Source organism: Streptomyces sp. NBC_01450 (assembly GCF_036227505.1).
Classification (GTDB): Bacteria; Actinomycetota; Actinomycetes; order Streptomycetales; family Streptomycetaceae; genus Streptomyces.
Genome location: NZ_CP109480.1, coordinates 1,674,445 through 1,692,213, shown reverse-complemented (window position 1 = coordinate 1,692,213; position 17,769 = coordinate 1,674,445). Strand labels below are relative to the sequence as shown.

The 17,769-nt window shown below is 70.3% G+C and carries 18 protein-coding genes; 13 read left to right on the top strand and 5 right to left on the bottom strand.

The window, feature by feature from the left end; genetic code table 11:
• The first annotated feature begins 115 nt into the window (after positions 1–115).
• The 3 genes from OG568_RS07680 to OG568_RS07670 all read left to right on the top strand — a co-directional run bounded on the left by OG568_RS07680 (position 116) and on the right by OG568_RS07670 (position 5,456).
• A complete protein-coding gene (locus tag OG568_RS07680; protein WP_329530839.1) occupies positions 116–1,786 on the top strand; it encodes an FUSC family protein in 1,671 nt (556 codons plus the stop codon).
• Between the two features lie 473 nt (positions 1,787–2,259).
• Positions 2,260–2,751, top strand: coding sequence for a MarR family winged helix-turn-helix transcriptional regulator (locus OG568_RS07675; protein ID WP_266591618.1), 492 nt, complete (start codon positions 2,260–2,262; stop codon positions 2,749–2,751).
• 140 nt (positions 2,752–2,891) lie between these two features.
• Positions 2,892–5,456, top strand: a complete 2,565-nt coding sequence (locus tag OG568_RS07670) for a cellulosome protein (RefSeq protein WP_329530838.1) — start codon at positions 2,892–2,894, stop codon at positions 5,454–5,456.
• 19 nt (positions 5,457–5,475) lie between these two features.
• Here the strand turns inward: OG568_RS07670 and OG568_RS07665 are convergent, their stop codons facing one another.
• Together OG568_RS07665 and OG568_RS07660 are read right to left on the bottom strand one after the other, a co-directional pair.
• Positions 5,476–6,240 carry a VOC family protein gene (locus OG568_RS07665; RefSeq protein ID WP_329530837.1) on the bottom strand — a complete coding sequence of 255 codons (765 nt, stop codon included), beginning with the start codon at positions 6,238–6,240 and terminating at the stop codon, positions 5,476–5,478.
• A 92-nt stretch (positions 6,241–6,332) separates the two neighbouring features.
• Positions 6,333–6,725: a VOC family protein gene (locus OG568_RS07660; RefSeq protein WP_329530836.1), complete on the bottom strand. Its 393-nt coding sequence runs from the start codon at positions 6,723–6,725 to the stop codon at positions 6,333–6,335.
• A gap of 83 nt (positions 6,726–6,808) precedes the next feature.
• Between OG568_RS07660 and OG568_RS07655 the strand changes: the two genes are divergently transcribed.
• Positions 6,809–7,351, top strand: a complete 543-nt coding sequence (locus OG568_RS07655; protein WP_329530835.1) for a GNAT family N-acetyltransferase — start codon at positions 6,809–6,811, stop codon at positions 7,349–7,351.
• A gap of 15 nt (positions 7,352–7,366) precedes the next feature.
• Here the strand turns inward: OG568_RS07655 and OG568_RS07650 are convergent, their stop codons facing one another.
• Positions 7,367–8,050 (bottom strand): glycerophosphodiester phosphodiesterase, encoded by a 684-nt coding sequence (locus tag OG568_RS07650; RefSeq protein WP_266426975.1) that lies wholly within the window; start codon positions 8,048–8,050, stop codon positions 7,367–7,369.
• A gap of 426 nt (positions 8,051–8,476) precedes the next feature.
• On the opposite strand from OG568_RS07650, the gene OG568_RS07645 reads away from it, so the two are divergent.
• The 5 genes from OG568_RS07645 (at position 8,477) to OG568_RS07625 (ending at position 13,110) form a co-directional block, all read left to right on the top strand.
• A complete protein-coding gene (locus tag OG568_RS07645; RefSeq protein WP_329530834.1) occupies positions 8,477–9,874 on the top strand; it encodes a DUF6421 family protein in 1,398 nt (465 codons plus the stop codon).
• 35 nt (positions 9,875–9,909) lie between these two features.
• Positions 9,910–10,668, top strand: coding sequence for an SDR family oxidoreductase (locus OG568_RS07640; RefSeq protein WP_329530833.1), 759 nt, complete (start codon positions 9,910–9,912; stop codon positions 10,666–10,668).
• Positions 10,665–11,738 carry a threonine aldolase family protein gene (locus OG568_RS07635; RefSeq protein ID WP_266426966.1) on the top strand — a complete coding sequence of 358 codons (1,074 nt, stop codon included), beginning with the start codon at positions 10,665–10,667 and terminating at the stop codon, positions 11,736–11,738. The genes OG568_RS07640 and OG568_RS07635 overlap by 4 nt, the downstream gene beginning before the upstream one ends.
• An 84-nt stretch (positions 11,739–11,822) precedes the next feature.
• Positions 11,823–12,395: a transglutaminase family protein gene (locus OG568_RS07630; RefSeq protein WP_329530832.1), complete on the top strand. Its 573-nt coding sequence runs from the start codon at positions 11,823–11,825 to the stop codon at positions 12,393–12,395.
• A gap of 22 nt (positions 12,396–12,417) precedes the next feature.
• Positions 12,418–13,110: a B3/B4 domain-containing protein gene (locus tag OG568_RS07625; protein ID WP_329530831.1), complete on the top strand. Its 693-nt coding sequence runs from the start codon at positions 12,418–12,420 to the stop codon at positions 13,108–13,110.
• Between the two features lie 4 nt (positions 13,111–13,114).
• Here the strand turns inward: OG568_RS07625 and OG568_RS07620 are convergent, their stop codons facing one another.
• Positions 13,115–13,843 (bottom strand): lysophospholipid acyltransferase family protein, encoded by a 729-nt coding sequence (locus OG568_RS07620; RefSeq protein ID WP_266426957.1) that lies wholly within the window; start codon positions 13,841–13,843, stop codon positions 13,115–13,117.
• A 185-nt stretch (positions 13,844–14,028) separates the two neighbouring features.
• The gene (locus tag OG568_RS07615) at positions 14,029–14,445 is read right to left on the bottom strand and encodes a DUF4395 domain-containing protein (RefSeq protein ID WP_266426955.1); all 417 of its coding nucleotides are present in this window, start codon (positions 14,443–14,445) and stop codon (positions 14,029–14,031) included.
• Positions 14,446–14,520: 75 nt separating this feature from the next.
• On the opposite strand from OG568_RS07615, the gene OG568_RS07610 reads away from it, so the two are divergent.
• The 4 genes from OG568_RS07610 (at position 14,521) to OG568_RS07595 (ending at position 17,715) form a co-directional block, all read left to right on the top strand.
• Entirely contained in the window at positions 14,521–14,934 is a 414-nt protein-coding gene (locus OG568_RS07610; protein WP_329536294.1) for a TlpA family protein disulfide reductase, read from the top strand.
• 206 nt (positions 14,935–15,140) lie between these two features.
• Positions 15,141–15,671, top strand: a complete 531-nt coding sequence (locus OG568_RS07605; RefSeq protein ID WP_266588722.1) for a flavin reductase family protein — start codon at positions 15,141–15,143, stop codon at positions 15,669–15,671.
• Between the two features lie 219 nt (positions 15,672–15,890).
• A complete protein-coding gene (locus OG568_RS07600) occupies positions 15,891–16,676 on the top strand; it encodes an electron transfer flavoprotein subunit beta/FixA family protein (protein WP_329530830.1) in 786 nt (261 codons plus the stop codon).
• Positions 16,677–16,752: 76 nt separating this feature from the next.
• Positions 16,753–17,715 carry an electron transfer flavoprotein subunit alpha/FixB family protein gene (locus OG568_RS07595; RefSeq protein WP_266426946.1) on the top strand — a complete coding sequence of 321 codons (963 nt, stop codon included), beginning with the start codon at positions 16,753–16,755 and terminating at the stop codon, positions 17,713–17,715.
• The last annotated feature ends 54 nt before the right edge of the window (positions 17,716–17,769 follow it).

The window sequence follows — 17,769 nt, the reverse complement described above, 5'->3', positions numbered from 1 at the left end:
GCGAGCGCAAAGGTGTACGCGGGGGAGCGTGCGGGAGTGCACCGCAGGTGAGCGCCGGTGGGCGGCGACCGGGAAGATATATTTCACGAGTAAAACACCTGCTAATCTTGTAGGTATGAGTAGTGCGACACCCCGGATTCCCCGTGCACACCGCCGCCCGCGTGGACGTCGCCTGCCGCTGGCCGGCGTGCTGCGGCTCGGCCGACCCGCCGACATCTGGTTCAAGCCCGCGCTGAGCGTGGTCGCCTCGGTCGCCCCGCCGAATCTGACGCTCCTCGCGCTCGGCCGCTTGGACCTGGCGATGTACACCATGGCCGGGTCGCTCTGCGCGCTCTACGCCCACAACCGCCCCTACGCCGCCCGCGCCCGCGCGCTCGCCTGGGTCGTCCTCGGCATGCTCGGCGGCCTCGCCGTCGCGCTGACCACGGCCGCCCTCACGACGAACGCCGTCGTGCTGGTCACCGTCGGCGCACTGCTGGCCGCCACGCAGAAGGCGCTGTGCGACGCCACGCGCATCGGGCCGCCCGCCCACGTGGTCCTCGCCTTCATCAGCTCCGCGTCCCTGTTCGTGCCGCAGACACTCGGCCAGGTTCCCGGCCATCTCGCGCTGGGCGCCGCCGCGGGCGCCTGGGCGTGGATCGTCGGCATGGCCCCCGGGATCGTCCGACCGCACGGGCCCGAGCGCCGCGCGACGGCGCACGCGCTGAACGCCGCCGCCGCGTACGCCGAGACGGAAGGCGGCGGTGACGGGGCCGCCCGGGCCCGCGCCGCCGCGGCCGCCGCCGTCCACGGGGCCTGGCAGTCGCTGCTCTCCACCGGCGCCCGCACCGCGCCCCGGCGCGCCCTGGAGCGACTCGTCGTACGCGCCGAGGTCGCGATCGCCGCGCCCGCCGACACGGAGCCCGAGCGGCTGCGGGCGTGGGCGCGCGAGGTACGGCGCACGGGGCCCGTACCCCGTCCGGGCGACCTCGGGGAAGCCGCCGACGAACTCCTCGGCGTGGAAGTCGAACTCGCCCGCACGCCAAGCCCGTTGTTCCGTCGCCTGCGTCCACTCGCCCCCATCGCCCTGCGCACCGCGCTGGGCTGCGCCCTCGCCGGATACGCCTCGCTCGCGCTCGGTGTGGGCCGCCCCTACTGGGCGCTGGTCACCGCTGCCTCGCTCTACCAGGCCAACGTCACCCTGACCTGGAGCCGGGGAGTGCAGCGCGTCGTCGGCAACCTGATAGGCGTCCTCGTCTTCGCCGCGCTCGCCCCGCTGGCCCATGTCGACCAGGCGGTCCTCGTTCTGCTCTGCCTCGCCCTCAACTTCGGCGCCGAGGCCCTGATGAGCAGCAACTACTGGCTCGGCAGCATCTGCGTGACCCCCATGGCGCTGCTCGTCACCGAGTTCGCCCGTGTCCAGCAGTCCGGCGAACTGATGACCGACCGGGTCGCCGACACCCTGGTGGGCGCACTGGTCGGCTTCGCCGCGGCGGTCGCGGTCACCAACCGACGGGTCGGCGACCGTATCGAGGACGCCCTCGACGCCGTCGAGCGGGCCCGCGAACGCGCCGCGGGCCTGCTGGACGCCGAGCGCCCCGAGCCCGGCGCCCTGGAGTCCGCGCGCCGCGGGCTGTCCGCCGCCGTCGTCGAACTGCGCGCCACCGCCGACGCAGCCGCCGGCGAATGGTGGCAACGCGCCCTGCCGGAGGAGCGGGTGATGCGGGCCGAGCAGTCCGGACACCGTACGCTCGCGGCGACGGTACGACGGCAGGGACTGCACTCCTTGGAGGGCGCACAGGCATGACGGCAGCGGATGGGCGCGCGACGGACGCGGCACTCGGCCAGAGCGGTACTCCGACGCCGACGACCCCTCGGCGCGGTGCGCCGCGAGGGCGGACGATCCCGGCGGGCACCCCCGCGGTGGGTCCGGCCGCGTCGACGGAGTCGGGTTCCGCGTCCGCACGCGCGGGGGACGCCGGTGTCCGGGTCGGGGCAGTGGCGGATGCGGACGGATCCCCGCGGGGGTCTACCCCGGCGCAGGGCCACGCGGGCATGTCCGCCGAGTCCGGCACCGGTGTCCCGGCCGGCGGAGACGGAGGCGGGAATCCCCCGGCGCGACGGCCTGCTCCGGCCCCCACGGGTACCCCGGCCCCTGCGGGTACTCCGGCCCCTGCGGGTACTCCGGCCCCTGCGGGTACCCCGGCCCCCCAAGGCGCCCCGGCCTTCCAAGGCACCCCCACCGCGGTGCCCGCCGGCACCCCGCCCCCGGTCGACACCATGGCCGCCGTGGTGCGGCAGTGGCAGGCCGTACACCCCGGGATCGACACCGGGCCGATGGAGATCATCGGCCGGATCAACCGCTCGGCCGCGCTGCTCCAGCAGGCCGAGGACGCCCCGTTGCGCCGGGCCGGGCTCACCCGTCCGGAGTTCGACGTCCTCGGGACCCTGCGTCGCACCGGTCACGAGCTGACCCCCAGCGAGATCGCCCGGGAGACGTTCGCCTCCGGCGCCGCCGTCACCAAGCGCCTCAAGCAACTGACGGAACGCGGCCTGGTCGAGCGCCGCGGCGACACCCGCGACCGCCGGGTCGCGCACGTCCGGCTCACCGACGCGGGGCGCGACCTCGTCGACGCCGTCCTGCCCCAGCAGCTCGCCTACGAGACGACGGCCCTGTCCGGGATCGACCTAGCCCGCCAGCGTGAACTCGCCGACCTGCTGGGTGAGTTGCTCGGTCAGCTCGAAGGTCGTCTGGGGATGCCACACGTCTGAGCCGAGCCCGGAGCCCCGCGTACTTCGCGGTCGTTCGCCGTTGACACGACCCGCGCGCCGCTCCTACGTTCAGCTCGCCCGGTTCGTGGTTCCGGCTGACGTACGGAATATCGAACAAAGAGAGCGACCGCGGAGGCGCAGTGGCAGCAGACACCGAGACGCTCACCATCGACCTCGGCACCGACACCGGCGCCTTCCACGGCGGGGCGAGCGGCACGCTCTACGGCCTGTACGGCGACGGAGTCCCCAGCCGCAACGTGGTCGAGGGCATGTACGTCCGTACGGTGTCGACCAAGGCCCAGGACGGCACCCAGCACCCCGGCGCCGACGCCCTCGAAATCCTGCCCTCCTTCGTGGACGGCGGTGGCAGGGATGTCTACCTCTACATGACCGACATCTACCGCGGCTTCCCCTACCAGTGGCCCGGCGCCACCGGCGAGGAACGCCTCGCCGACTACCGGGCCAGGGTGGAGAAGCAGGTCAGGCAGGCCCTGACGATGGGCGCCCTCAAATCCCACATCGTCTACGTCCCCTTCAACGAACCCGAAGGGAACATGTTCGGCACGGGGGAGTGGAGCTACGACCGGACCTCCTGGCACACCGACCCGCGGCACTACTTCGCCGCCTGGAAGGACCTCCACCACCTCATCAAGGGCCTCGACCCACACGCGCGCATCGCGGGTCCCAACACCTGCGTCCTCTACGACGAGGTACGGGGCTTCCTGGAGTTCGCCAAGTCCCACGACGTCCTCCCGGACGTGGTGACCTGGCACGAACTGTCCACGCCCGCCGCGATCCGTACGAACGTCGCCAAGTACCGCGCCATGGAGCGGGACCTGGGAATCGGTCCCCTCCCCGTCAACATCAACGAGTACGCGCACAACTACCACCTCTCCGTGCCCGGGCAGATGATCCAGTGGATCTCCGCCATCGAGGAGTCGAAGATCGACGCCGACATGGCGTACTGGAACATCGACGGCAACCTCAACGACTCCGCGGTCGAGGCGAACAAGGGCAACGGCCAGTGGTGGCTGTTCCACACCTACGGCCGGATGACCGGCCGCACGGTCCAGGTGCGGGCGCCGCACCCCAACGTCCAGTACACCCTGCAGGGCGTCGCCACCCTCGACCGGGACAAGCGTCAGGCCCGCGCCCTGTTCGGCGGCGGCGCCGGGGCCGTGGACATCGTCTTCGAGAACATCGCCGCCGAGATCTTCGGCAGCACGGTGCACGTAAGGCTCCACGAGATCCCGTGGACCGGCCAGGTCGGCGCCTCGGCACAGCCGTTGCGCGTCAAGGACCTCGAACTGCCGGTCGACGCGGGCAGGGTGGTTCTCCCCCTCGCCGACCTCGACGAGATGTCCGCCTACGAGCTCATCCTCTCGCCCGGCGGCGACAGGGTCCTCGCGCCCCCCTCGATCGGCTGGCGCCGGTCGTACCACGCGCAGGACGCGAGCCACACGGGCGAGGGTCACTCGAGGAACGGGCCCGAGGGATCCCCCTCCGACGTCGACAGGTTCGCCACCTCGGGCACCCACCACGTCGGCGGACTGCGCACCGGTTCCGACCTCGTCCTCGCCTTCTCCGTCGAGGTCCCGCAGGACGGGACGTACGACCTCGGCGTCTTCGCCAACTCCCACAACCTCCACGAACTGGTGAAGGAGCAGGGCCCCACCAACGTGTTCCTGCGTGTCGACGGCGCGGACCCCCAGGAGCTGCGTCTCCCCCTCGGCTACAAGCCGGTCGTCTGGGGGCACACCGACACCCGGGTGGAGCTGACGGCGGGCGCGCACACCCTCACCCTGTCCGCACGGGACCCGGCGCTCGGCGCCACCAAGGGCGACGCGATCATCGACCGGATCGACCTCGTCCTCCGGGACACCCACGTGACCGCGCCGGCGCTGTACGAGGCCGCTTACGCGGGCCTCGGCGCCGGAGCCCATGTGACGTACGAGCACCGCGGCGCCTGCGGACCGGGGGCCGCGCTGCTGCCGCGCGGAGGTACCGCCACGTTCTGGGTGCACGCCGCCATCGACGGCGAGACACTTGTGACGGTCGATCAGCTCGGCGCGGAAGAAGGGGTGTTGACGGTCAACGGGGAAGAGGTGGGGGGCCTCGACCGGAGCGGGATCCCACTGTTCCTCTCCGGCGGTATCAACAAGCTGACGGTGACCGGCGCTTCGGAGCGCCTCGTCCTCGACCGGCTGCGCGTGGGGCAGGGCACCGGGTGCCTCAGGACCACCGTGTACCCCGCCGAAGAAGGGACGGTGACGGGCGAGGCCAGGGTCACGGGCGCCCACACCTTCGCCACCGGCGGCAAGGCGGTCGAGGGAATCGGCAGAGGGCCGGACAACGCCCTCACCCTGACCGTCGCGGCGGCGCGCACCGGACGCCATGCCCTGACCGTCCGCTACTCCAACGGCGAGCAGCCCCCGGCCACCCACTACAACCCCGATCCGGTCTGCCGCCACGCGGACCTGTCCGTCAACGGAGCGCCGACACAGCGGATCCTCTTCCCCACCACCTTCCACTTCAACAACTTCTGGGACCTCACCGTCCCCGTCACCCTGAACGAGGGCACCAACACCCTCACCTTCACCGCCGACGAACGGCCCGACTTCGACGGCGACACCACCAACGCCCACCAACAGCGCTCCGCGTACGCGCCGGTCATCGACCAGGTGGCGGTGACACCCCTGGCATGAGTTCCGTTCGAGCGTCGGGCTAGCCCTCCTCGCCCACCACGTGAACCCCGAAGAACGCCCCTTGCGGGTCCCGTAGTACGGCGATCCGGGGGCCGTCCGGCACGGACGTGGGCTCCATGAGAATGCTGCCGCCCGCTCCGACGGCGGCGTTCGCGGTGGCGTCCACGTCCTCGACGGCGAAGTAGGGCAGCCAGTGCGGTGGCACCGCGTGCGGGAAGTTGTCGTCCATCGTCACCATGCCGCCGAAGTCGGCCCCGTCGATGCCCCACTGCGTGTAGTGCTCGGAGGGGTTCACGGTCCAGCCGAACACCGTGGTGTAGAACTCGACGGCCCGGTCCGGGGCGCGCGTCAGCAGCTCCACCCAGCCGAGCGCGCCCGGCGCGTTGAACAGTCCCGCGCCCGGGAAGGCCCGCGCCTGCCACAGCTGGAAGGCCGCGCCGGTCGGGTCGAACGCCACCGCGAAACGACCCACGTCGAACACGTCCATCGGGCCCAGGACGACCGTGCCGCCCGCGGCCTGCACCGCGTCCACGGCGGCATCCGCGTCGGCCACCGCGAACGACACGTTCCAGGCCACCGGCTGCGACTCCTGGTACAGCGGGGAGATCGCCGCGACCGGCGCGTCGCCGAGGTGCGCGACCGTGTACCCGCCCGCCTCCTGGCGTGGATCGGTCTCCGGGCGCCAGCCGAACAGATCGGCGTAGAAGCGCTTGGCGGCCTCCAGATCACTGGTCCCGAGCTCGGTCCAGCACGGACCGCCGGTCACCGGCTTGTCGAGCTTCATGACGTTCCTCCGCCCTTTTGCCAGGCCAGGCCCCCTCCAGCACGCTATGCCCGTGCCCCGGCCGTGGCTATTCGGCGGAGGGCTCCGCGCTCTCAGATTCCGGGGCGGTAGCGCAGCGGATGATCCGCCGGGATCTCCACAAGCACGATCTCGGTACCGTCCGGATCCGCGATCCACATCTCGATCAGCCCCCACGGCTCCTTCAGCGGCGGACGGAGGATGTCGACCCCGGCCGCCACCAGCTCCTCGTACGCCGCGTCGGCGTCGGCCACCTGGAGCCACAGCTTGAGCGCGGGCGAGGGCGGGGTCTCGGCGCGGCCCGAGACCTCCAGGAAACCGCCGCCCAGGAAGTAGACCGTGCCGCGCTCGGGGCCCGTCCCGAACTCCCGGTGGACGGCGAGGCCCAGCCGCTCGCCGTAGAAGGAGCGGGAGCGCTCCGGGTCGGTGGGCCGCAGAAGGATCCGGCTGCTCAGTACGTGCACCATGACCTGGAGCCTAGGGTGTCGACAACTGGCGCGTTACGCTCAGCGGTGCCCGTGCCGCGCCTGAGATTTCGGAGAACCGCTCCATGGACACCGCCGCCTCCACCGGACTGACCTTCCGCGACGCCACCGACGCCGATGTGGACGCCCTCGTCGTGCTGATCGAGTCGGCCTACCGCGGGGACTCCAGCCGGACCGGCTGGACCACGGAGGCGGACATCCTCGAAGGGCAGCGGACCGACCCGGAGGGCGTGCTCGCCGTCATCAAGTCGCCGGACAGCCGCCTGCTGACCGTGGAGCGCGACGGCGTCGTCGTCGCCTGCTGCCAGCTCGAACACCGCGGCGACCACGCCTACTTCGGTATGTTCGCGGTCAGCCCCGCTCTCCAGGGCGGCGGCCTCGGCAAGGTCATCATCGCCGAGGCGGAGCGGCACGCCCGCGAGACGTGGGGGGTCGCGGAGATGCACATGACCGTGATCTCCGTACGCGACGACCTCATCGCCTGGTACGAGCGCCGCGGCTACCGCCGTACGGGACAGATGACCCCCTTCCCGTACGGCGACGAGCGCTTCGGCATTCCGCAGCGCGCCGACCTGCAGTTCGAGCTGTTGGTCAAGCCCCTGGCGTGACCGCCGGAGCGATCCTCAGGCCGTGAAGCGGCCGGTGCGTTTGATCTGGGGGTAGTCGGTGGTCGCGCCGTCCAGTTCCAGGGCGCGCACCAGCCGCAGGTGGTCCTGGGTGTTCACCACCCAGCCGATGATCCTGAGATCGGCCTTACGGGCGTGCTCGACGACCTCCAGGGTCAGCCGGCGGATGTTGAGGCAGACGGTGGCGGCCCCGGCCTCCACGGCGCGGTCCACGACATCGGTGCCATAGCGGCTCGCGATGAGCGCCGTACGGACGCCCGGTACGAGCCGGGTGATCTCGGTGATCGCCTCGTCGTGGAACGACGACACCTCGACACGCCCCACCAGATCGCGCCGGTGCATCACCTCGGCGAGCGCCCGCGCCGCCGCCGTGTCCTTGATCTCGGCCTGCAGCGGCGCCCTGACGGCGTCCAGTACCTCTTCGAAGACGGGCACGCGCTCACCGTGCCCGGCGTCCAGGGTGCGCAGCTCGGCGAGGGTCAACTCGGCGATCGGCCCCGAACCGTCGGTCGTACGGTCCACGTCCGCGTCGTGCATGACGACCAGCGCGCCGTCCTTGCTCAGATGCAGATCGAGTTCGATCAGGTCGAGGCCCGCGTGCTGGGCGGCGATGAAGGAACGGAGGGTGTTCTCGGGTTCGACACCCATCACTCCGCGATGACCGATGGTGAGGAAGTTCAAGATTCGACTCGCTTCCGTCGACGGCGGCTCGGCTCGCGCGTGGTTCCGGCGGCACCCACGCGGCAAGGCCGCAGCCTAATCGTCCCGCCACTGGATGTACCCGCTCGTACGCCGGGCAGGGCGTGTCTGCCGCAAGGGGAGAGCGGGCCGGTGCCGCCGTGGTGTGTCACCCGGGCGTGGGCGAGTCTCCCGGCGGTTGACCTTGAGCGTCCCCGAGTCGTTGCTCCTGCCACTTCCCGGTGCTTGCACGGATGCCCGTGTACCCGGCGCCGCACAGCGGAAGTAGTCGACTCCACGGTGTCCGACAGGAAAAAGAGCGGTGAAGGTGGGGGTGGTGCAGGATAATCTATCGAGTCTCCCCTTGCGGGAAGGAACCTCGTATACATACGGTGTGCATACGCGAGGTTCTCCCGTGGAGGGTGAGAGATGACGGAAATTCTTGTGTCAGTGGGTGTGGAGGAGCAGGTTCCTCCCGTGGGCAGGGTGGTGGAGCACCCGGCTTGGCCCGTGCTCAAGGATGCCGTGGAGGAGATCCGGCCCTGGCAGTCCAAGGACGGGTCGATCGATTTCGAGGCCGAGGGCGCCCCGGACACGGCCGATGCCGATCTGGCCGTACGCCGTGCCATAGACGCCATCGAGCAGCTCGCCCCGCTGCTGCCGCATGACGCCGACTACCACGAGGCGCTCGTGAAGGACCTGCGCCGCTGGGCCGACGGCGGGTTCCAGGTGCCCGACTTCCTGGACTCCCTGCTGGCCTTCCAGCCCGCGGCGCACCGCGAGGACGGCCTCCAGCACCTGGTCGTCTTCCCGATGTACACGCAGAACGGCAACCCGGACCGCAACTTCGAGGCGGTCGTGCTGCGCATGGTCTGGCCGGAGTGGCTGGCTGAGCTGGAGCGCACCCGCTACGACAACCCGCTGTTCTGCGGCATCACCTTCGAGGACTTCACGGCGGGCTACGACACCAACTCGGCCGTCCTCTTCCCGGAGACGATCGCCGTGCGCGAGGCGCCGGAACGATTCTCCTGGGGTGGCATCTTCTGCGACCGGGAGGCCGCCCGCTTCCGCGCCGTCACCGACGCGGCCGTGGACGTCCTGGGCCTTCAGCTGCCCGAGGACATCGCCGCGATGGTCCATGACCAGGAGCGCTGCGAGCAGGCCTTCGTACTGTGGGACATGGTCCACGACCGCACCCACAGCCACGGTGACCTGCCGTTCGACCCGTTCATGATCAAGCAGCGTCAGCCGTTCTGGATGTACGGCCTCGAGGAGCTGCGCTGCGACCTCACCGCCTTCAAGGAGGCCGTGAAGCTGGAGGCCGAGGGCCACCAGCACGGCCGTGACGTGCAGTACGCGGTGCTCTTCGACCGGATGTTCCGCTTCCCCGTCACCGGCGACCGCGTCCGCAACTACGACGGTCTCGGCGGCCAGCTCCTCTTCGCCTATCTGCACCAGCACGACGTCGTCCGCTGGACCGACAACAAGCTGCACATCGACTGGCAGCGCGCCCCGCAGATCACCAACCAGCTGTGCGCCGAGATCGAGGACCTCTACCGGGCGGGCATCGACCGTCCCAAGCTCGTCCACTGGTTCAAGGCGTACGAGCTCGTCTCCAGCTATCTCGCCCCGCACCCCGGCTCGCGCTGGGCCAAGGGCCCCGATGCCCTCGACCTGACCCAGCCGCCCCGTAAGCTCGTCGACGACGTGCTTGCGGACGAGTTTCCGCTGAGCATGTTCTATGAGGCGCTCTCCAAGAAGCTGAAGAACGTGATCGCCTCCACCAAGGGCATCACCGCGACGAGCGCCGAGCGGGCCGCCGCGTGAGCGCTCGTACCGGGGATGTTCAGGAGGCGAAGGCGATGGCACACGGAAACGGCAACGGACCTCTCAGCGGCGCGGTGATCGCGGTCGCCGGAGCGGGTGGACCCGCCGGGCGCGCGACGCTGGCACGGCTCGCCGACGCGGGCGCGACCGTCATCGGCTCGGACAACGACCCCGAGCGGCTCGCGGAGGCCGTGGACGCGGCTCGCTACGGGCATGGCGGCGCCACCGTCATCGGCGACACGGTCGACCTGCTCGATCTCGAGTCGACCCGCGACTGGGCCGTCCGCATCGAGAAGGACTTCGGCCGCGTCGACGGCCTGGTCCACCTGGTCGGCGGCTGGCGGGGCAGCGAGACCTTCACCAGGACGAGTCTCGACGACTGGGACTTCCTCGAGCTGCTGCTCATCCGCACGGTGCAGAACACCTCCCTCGCGTTCCACGAGGCGCTGCAGCGCAGCGACCGCGGCCGGTACCTCCTGATCAGCGCCGCCGGCGCGAGCAAGCCCACCGCGGGCAACGCCGCCTACTCCGCCGCCAAGGCCGCGGCCGAGGCGTGGACGCTGGCCATGGCCGACTACTTCCGCAAGGCCGGGGGCGAGCAGGGCCCGACTTCCGCGGCTGCCATCCTGGTGGTCAAGGCACTGGTGCACGACGCGATGCGCGCCGAGCGCCCGAACGCGAAGTTCGCGGGCTTCACGGACGTCGAGGATCTGGCCGAGGCCATCGCCGGCGTCTGGTCGCGGCCCGCCGGTGAAGTGAACGGAAACCGTCTGTGGCTGACCGAGAAGCCGTGAACCCTGCGAAGACCGACGCCCGGCGTCACCATGACCCGACCGTCCGCGGCTTCGCCAGCGACAACTACGCGGGGGCCCACCCCGAGGTGCTCGCCGCCGTGGCCCTGGCCAACGGCGGGCATCAGGTCGCGTACGGCGAGGACGACTACACGGCGAACCTCCAGCGGATCATCCGCAGCCACTTCGGCGCCACCGCCGAGGCCTTCCCGGTCTTCAACGGCACCGGCGCGAACGTGGTCGCGCTCCAGGCGGTCACCGACCGCTGGGGCGCGGTGATCTGCGCGGAGAGCGCGCACATCAACGTCGACGAGGGCGGCGCCCCCGAGCGCATGGGCGGCCTCAAGCTGCTCAGCGTGCCCACGCCCGACGGCAAGCTCACCCCCGAACTGATCGACCGTCAGGCCTACGGCTGGGACGACGAGCACCGTGCGATGCCACAGGTCGTCTCGATCACCCAGAGCACCGAACTGGGCACCCTCTACACGCCCGACGAGATCCGCGCGATCTGCGACCACGCCCACGCGCACGGCATGAAGGTGCACCTGGACGGGTCCCGGATAGCCAACGCGGCCGCCTCCCTGGACGTCCCCATGCGGACGTTCACCAACGCGGTCGGCGTCGACCTCCTGAGTCTCGGCGGGACGAAGAACGGCGCGCTGTACGGCGAGGCCGTCGTCGTCCTCAATCAGGACGCGGTCAGTCACATGAAGCACCTGCGCAAGCTGTCCATGCAGCTCGCCTCCAAGATGCGCTTCGTCTCCGTGCAGTTGGAGGCGCTGCTCGCCAAGGACCTGTGGCTGCGCAACGCCCGCCACTCCAACCAGATGGCCCAGCGGCTGGCCGAGGGCGTGCGCGCGGTGCACGGCGTGGAGATCCTCCACCCGGTCCAGGCCAACGCGGTCTTCGCACGTCTTCCGCACGACGTGAGCGAGCGGCTCCAGAAGCGCTATCGCTTCTACTTCTGGGACGAGGCGGCGGGCGACGTCCGCTGGATGTGCTCCTTCGACACCACCGAGGACGACGTCGACGGGTTCGTGGCGGCGCTCAAGGAGGAGATGGCTCACTCGTAGCCCGAACATCAGTGCGTGCATAGATATGCGGTCACCTGAAAAGTCATTGACTCTCGGGTGATCGCATTCCTATGCTCTACGGGCATGGAGCTGATCCAGAACACCGCTGACCTGTCCGCCTATTTGGCCGCCGACGAGGTCGTCGACCATCACCATCCGCTGGTGCGGGAGACGGCCGCGCGGCTCGCCAAGGAAGCCGCCGACTCGTATGCCTATGCGCGAGCGGCCTTCGAATTCGTGCGTGACGCCATCCCGCACTCGTACGACTCCGGTGATCTGCGGGTCACCTGGCGCGCCTCCGACGTGCTGGAGCGGCGCACCGGCATCTGCTACGCCAAGGCTCACGCCCTTGCCGCGCTGCTGCGGGCCGAGGACATCCCGACGGCGTTCTGCTACCAGAAGTTCGACGAGGTGCACGGGCTCGTCGCCGTGCGGTTCAACGGAGCCTGGCACCGGCAGGACCCCCGTGGCAACAAGCCGGGGGTGGACGCGCAGTTCTCCCTGGACGGTGAGCGGCTGGCCTTCACGCCCGACCCCGAGTTCAATGAGTTGGACTATCCAGTCCTGTACGCTGAACCTCACCCGGTCGTGCTGAGCGTCCTCAAGGCCGCCCCCGACCGGCCGCACCTGTGGGAGACGCTCCCCACCACGCTCTGAGACAAGGCAGGCCAGGCACACCATGACGCTCACACTCACCGTGTCCGACGAGGTGCGCGCTCTCGCGCCCGGTTTCACCCACGTCGCCATCGAGGCGTACGGGCTGGTCAACGGGCCCAGCACCGAAGGCACTTCGGTGCTGCTCGACGACGCGGCCCGCCGGCTCGCCGTACGGCTGGACGGGCGCGCCCCGCACGAGGACCCGCACATGGCGGCCTGGCGGGAGGTCTACACGTCGTTCGGGTCGAAGCCCTCGCGCACCCGCAACTCGGCGGAGGCGCTGGCCAGGCGGGCGCTCTCGGACGCCGGACTGCCCCGGATCAACGTGCTGGTCGATGTCTACAACGCGATCAGCGTCGCCCATCTGATTCCGGTCGGCGGCGAGGACGTCGACCAGGTCCGGGGCGGGATGCGGCTCGTGCGCGCCACGGGCGAGGAGGGCTTCGTGACCGTCGCGGGCGGTGAGGAGAGCGTCGAACACCCCGACGCGGGCGAGGTGGTGTGGCGCGACGAGGTGGGCGTGACCTGCCGTCGCTGGAACTGGCGCCAGGGTCCGCGCACCCGGCTCACGGAGGAGTCCACCTCCGCGATCTTCCTGCTGGAGGGGCTGGCGCCGATGCCGGTGGCCGACATCGAGCGCGCGGGGGCCGAACTCGCCGAACTCCTGGAGAAGTTCAGTCCCGGGGCGCGGATCACCGTCCACGCCCCGGTGTGACGGTTCAGCGGGCCTCGGCCGCCTTCACCTCTTCGGGGGTCGGCGCCGTGCCGCCGAGGTGTGCGGGCATCCACCACGTGTCGTCCGGGTCCTTGGGGCGGACCGGATAGGCGCGCTGCGCGGCCTCCAGGAGCTCCTGGACGCGCTCACGCAGCCGCCGGGTGATGGCGCCCGCGTACTGGTCCTGCGGAGCCTCCACCGGCTCGCCGACCCGGATGGTGATCGGGGTGTGGCTGCGCTTGAAGTTGCGCGGGTGGCCCTTGGTCCACAGCCGCTGGGTGCCCCACAGCGCCATCGGGATCAGCGGGACGCCGGCCTCCTGGGCCATGCGCGCGGCACCGGACTTGAAGCTCTTCAGGGTGAAGGACTGGGAGATGGTCGCTTCGGGAAAGACGCCGACGATCTCGCCGGACCGCAGCGAATCCAGCGCGTGCTGATACGCCGTCTCGCCCTGCGTGCGGTCCACCGGGATGTGCCTCATGCCCCGCATCAGCGGACCGGAGATCCTGTGCCGGAAGACCGACTCCTTCGCCATGAAACGCACCAGGCGCTTCTGCGGCAGGGCGGCCAGACCGTCGAAGATGAAGTCGAGATAGCTGATGTGGTTGCTGACCAGCACGGCCCCGCCCGAGCGCGGAATGTTCTCCGTTCCCTTGCAGTCGATCTTGAGGTCCCAGGCCTTGAACAACACTTGGGCGAGACCGACGACGGGACGGTAGACAAGCTCTGCCATGGACGGGGTGGACCCTTTCTCTCTGCTCGGGAAGGGGTCTCCCGGCGGGAAAGTTACGCAGCCGTAGGTTTACGGCATTGCGCAGATGGTGCCCCAAGAACGGACGAGGGGCCAGTCCTGGTGCCGCGATGCGGCGAGATCCTCGTCACGTGTCCCCTGATCGACCTCGGACTTCTCACTCACCGTCACTGGGCGCGTACCGTCACCCGACGTACGAGCACGTACATCTCGCAGCCCAGGCAGTACCCGAACGCCGCGTTGAGGAAAGCGGCCGCCAGTGCGCAGCCGGTCGCCGCGAGCCCCAGCCAGTCGGGCCCCGCCGTGAAGCCGATGAGACCCACCACGGCGAACACGAGCCCGACGGCCTGCGCGAACTGCGGCGGCTGCGGCGACTCGAACTGTGCCGGCGGTCCGAGCCGGGGGCGTACGACCTTCCGGAACAGCCAGCCGTACGGAGAGCGCGCCACGCCGCCCGAGGCGCCCAGCGCGAACGCCAGCACCTGCCAGGCCAACAGCCAGGTGCCGCCGGTGATGAGAACGGCCGCCAGTACGACGGTCGTCACGGCCGCGCCGAACCGCGGCCCTCTTGCGTCAATGTCCATGAATCAAGCATTCCGTATGAAGGGCGGTTCACGAACCCGGGAATCTTTGCGGTCTCGTGAATGCTTGTGCTGGAGATGACCGGACTTGTGGTGCTCGTGGTGGTGCTCGTGGCGGCGAGCGCGTTCGGAGTGCTGCAACGGCGGCGGAACGGGAGGGTGAGAGTGCGCGGGCGTGACGGTGGAAAGCGGCTCGGCGCGGCGGAGTTGGGGGAAGGGCTCGGTGAACGGGCCACGCTCGTCCAGTTCTCCAGCGCCTTCTGCGCCCCCTGCCGGGCCACCCGGCGGGTGCTCACCGAGGTGGCCGGCATGGTCCCGGGGGTGCGCCACGTGGAGATCGACGCCGAGGACCGGCTCGAGCTCGTCCGTGAACTCGAGATCCTCAAGACCCCGACCGTGCTCGTCCTCGACGCCGACGGACGGATCGTGCGGCGCGCGACCGGGCAGCCGCGCAAGGCGGATGTGATCGCGGCGCTGGGAGAGGCCGTCTGACCCGTGGCGATCATGGTGAGGCATCTCGCAGATGACCGGACGTACTTGACTGCACGCACCACCTATCGTCAACCTGACCGTATGCCCCCGGAACTCCTTCTCTTCGAGCGTGTCCACGTGGACCTGGCCCGCACCGCGAGTGCGCGCTGTCCGGTCTGTTGAGCACCGACGGACCTGCTCGCTACGACTCGCAGAAGGACGACTCCATGACGGCCACGCCCGACCTGGACACTTTTCGACTCGCCTCTCCCGATGCGCAACTCGCCTCACCCGACCTGCTGCGCTCCGTCTTCCGGCAGCACGCGGCCGGTGTCGCCGTGATCACGGCCCAGGGCGACGGGGGCCCCGTCGGCTTCACCGCCACCTCGCTCACCTCGGTCTCCGCCGAGCCCCCGATCGTCTCCTTCGGGGTCGGCGTCGGCGCCTCCAGCTGGCCCGCGATCTCCGAGTCCGACCACGTCGGCATCCACATACTGGGCGAGCACCAGCAGGAACTCGCCGCCACCTTCGCCCGCAGCGGCGCCGACCGCTTCGGCGCCCCCACCCGTTGGCGTAAGGGCCCGGAAAGTGTTCCCGTCCTCGACGACGTGCTGGCCTGGCTCGTCTGCCGGGTCGTGGCGCGGGTGCCGGCCGGGGACCATCGCATCGTGCTGGCCGAGGTCGTCCTCGGCGACCCGTCGGGCGCGGGCCGTCCACTGCTGTACCACCAGGGACGCTTCAACGGCCTGCGCGACTGAAGCTACTCGCCGGTCCTACCGGTGAGTCCTACTCGCCGGTTACGCAGCGTTGCCAACGTCACAGTTCAAAGCGCTTGCTTAGTGGGCAGGAACTGGGTGTACTGGCGAGTAATATTTCGTTCGGAGCGCGGGCCGCCCCGACCGGGATCGGCCGCTTCAGGCGCCTATGCTGCCTGAAAGAAGGCAGCCCAGAAATGACGATGCAGTAGGAGAGCCGGCGTGAGCTTGAGGATCGTTGTCACTGTGAAGTACGTGCCCGACGCCACTGGCGACCGGCACTTCGCCGATGACCTGACCGTGGACCGTGGCGACGTGGACGGTCTGCTCTCGGAACTCGACGAATACGCGGTGGAGCAGGCGCTGCAGATCGCCGACGAAGCGGACGACGCCGAGATCACCGTGCTGACCGTCGGCCCCGAGGATGCCAAGGACGCGCTGCGCAAGGCGCTTTCCATGGGTGCGGACAAGGCCATCCACGTCGAGGACGACGACCTGCACGGCACCGACGCGATCGGTACGTCGCTGGTGCTCGCGAAGGCGATCGAGAAGGCGGGCTACGACCTGGTCATCTCCGGCATGGCCTCGACGGACGGCACCGCCGGTATCGTCCCCGCCCTGCTGGCCGAGCGCCTGGGCGTCCCGCAGGTCACCCTGCTCTCCGAGGTCTCCGTCGAGGACGGGGTCGTCAAGGGCCGTCGTGACGGCGACAGCGCCTCCGAGCAGCTGGAGGCCTCCCTCCCGGCGGTCGTGTCGGTGACCGACCAGTCGGGTGAGGCGCGCTACCCGTCCTTCAAGGGCATCATGGCCGCCAAGAAGAAGCCGGTGGAGTCCTGGGACCTGGAGGACCTGGAGATCGAGGCGGACGAGGTCGGTCTCGAGGGCGCCTGGACCAAGGTCGACTCCGCGACCGAGCGCCCGGCGCGCACCGCCGGCACGATCGTCAAGGACGAGGGCGAGGGCGGCAAGCAGCTCGCCGAGTTCCTCGCGGGCCAGAAGTTCATCTAAAGGCCCGTTCGAGGCTCGTCGAACCTCCACTCGCTGACCGCCCCTCATCTTTCGTAAGCAGGAGAGAAGAAGTCCCATGGCTGAAGTTCTCGTCTACGTCGACCACGTGGACGGCGCCGTCCGCAAGCCCACCCTGGAGCTGCTGACGCTGGCCCGCCGCATCGGTGAGCCCGTCGCCGTCGCCCTCGGCTCCGGCGCCGAGGCCACCGCCGCCGCGCTCGCCGAGCACGGTGCGGTCAAGGTCCTCACGCACGACGCCGCCGAGTACGCCGACTACCTGGTCGTCCCGAAGGTGGACGCCCTGCAGGCCGCGTACGAGGCCGTCTCCCCGGCCGCCGTGCTCGTCCCGTCCTCCGCCGAGGGCAAGGAGATCGCGGCCCGTCTCGCGGTCCGCATCGGCTCCGGCATCATCACCGACGCCGTCGACATCGAGGCCGGCGACGAGGGCCCGGTGGCCACGCAGTCCGCGTTCGCCGCCTCCTTCACCACCAAGTCCCGTGTCGCCAAGGGCACCCCGGTCATCACGGTCAAGCCGAACTCGGCCGCCGTGGAGGCCGCCCCGGCCGCGGGCGCCGTCGAGGCCCTCGCGGTCTCCTTCTCCGAGAAGGCCACCGGCACCAAGGTCACCGCGCGTACCCCGCGCGAGTCGACCGGCCGCCCCGAGCTGACCGAGGCCGCGATCGTGGTCTCCGGCGGCCGTGGCGTCAACGGCGCCGAGAACTTCTCGATCATCGAGGCGCTCGCCGACTCCCTCGGCGCGGCCGTGGGCGCCTCGCGTGCCGCGGTGGACGCCGGCTGGTACCCGCACACCAACCAGGTCGGCCAGACCGGCAAGTCCGTCTCGCCGCAGCTGTACATCGCCTCCGGCATCTCCGGCGCGATCCAGCACCGCGCCGGTATGCAGACGTCGAAGACGATCGTGGCGATCAACAAGGACGCCGAGGCGCCCATCTTCGACCTGGTCGACTACGGCGTGGTCGGTGACCTCTTCGAGGTCGTCCCGCAGCTCACCGAGGAGATCAAGACCCGCAAGGGCTGATCGAGTCCGGCTCCGGCCGTACGAGGCCCCCGTGACCGCCCGCGCGGTCACGGG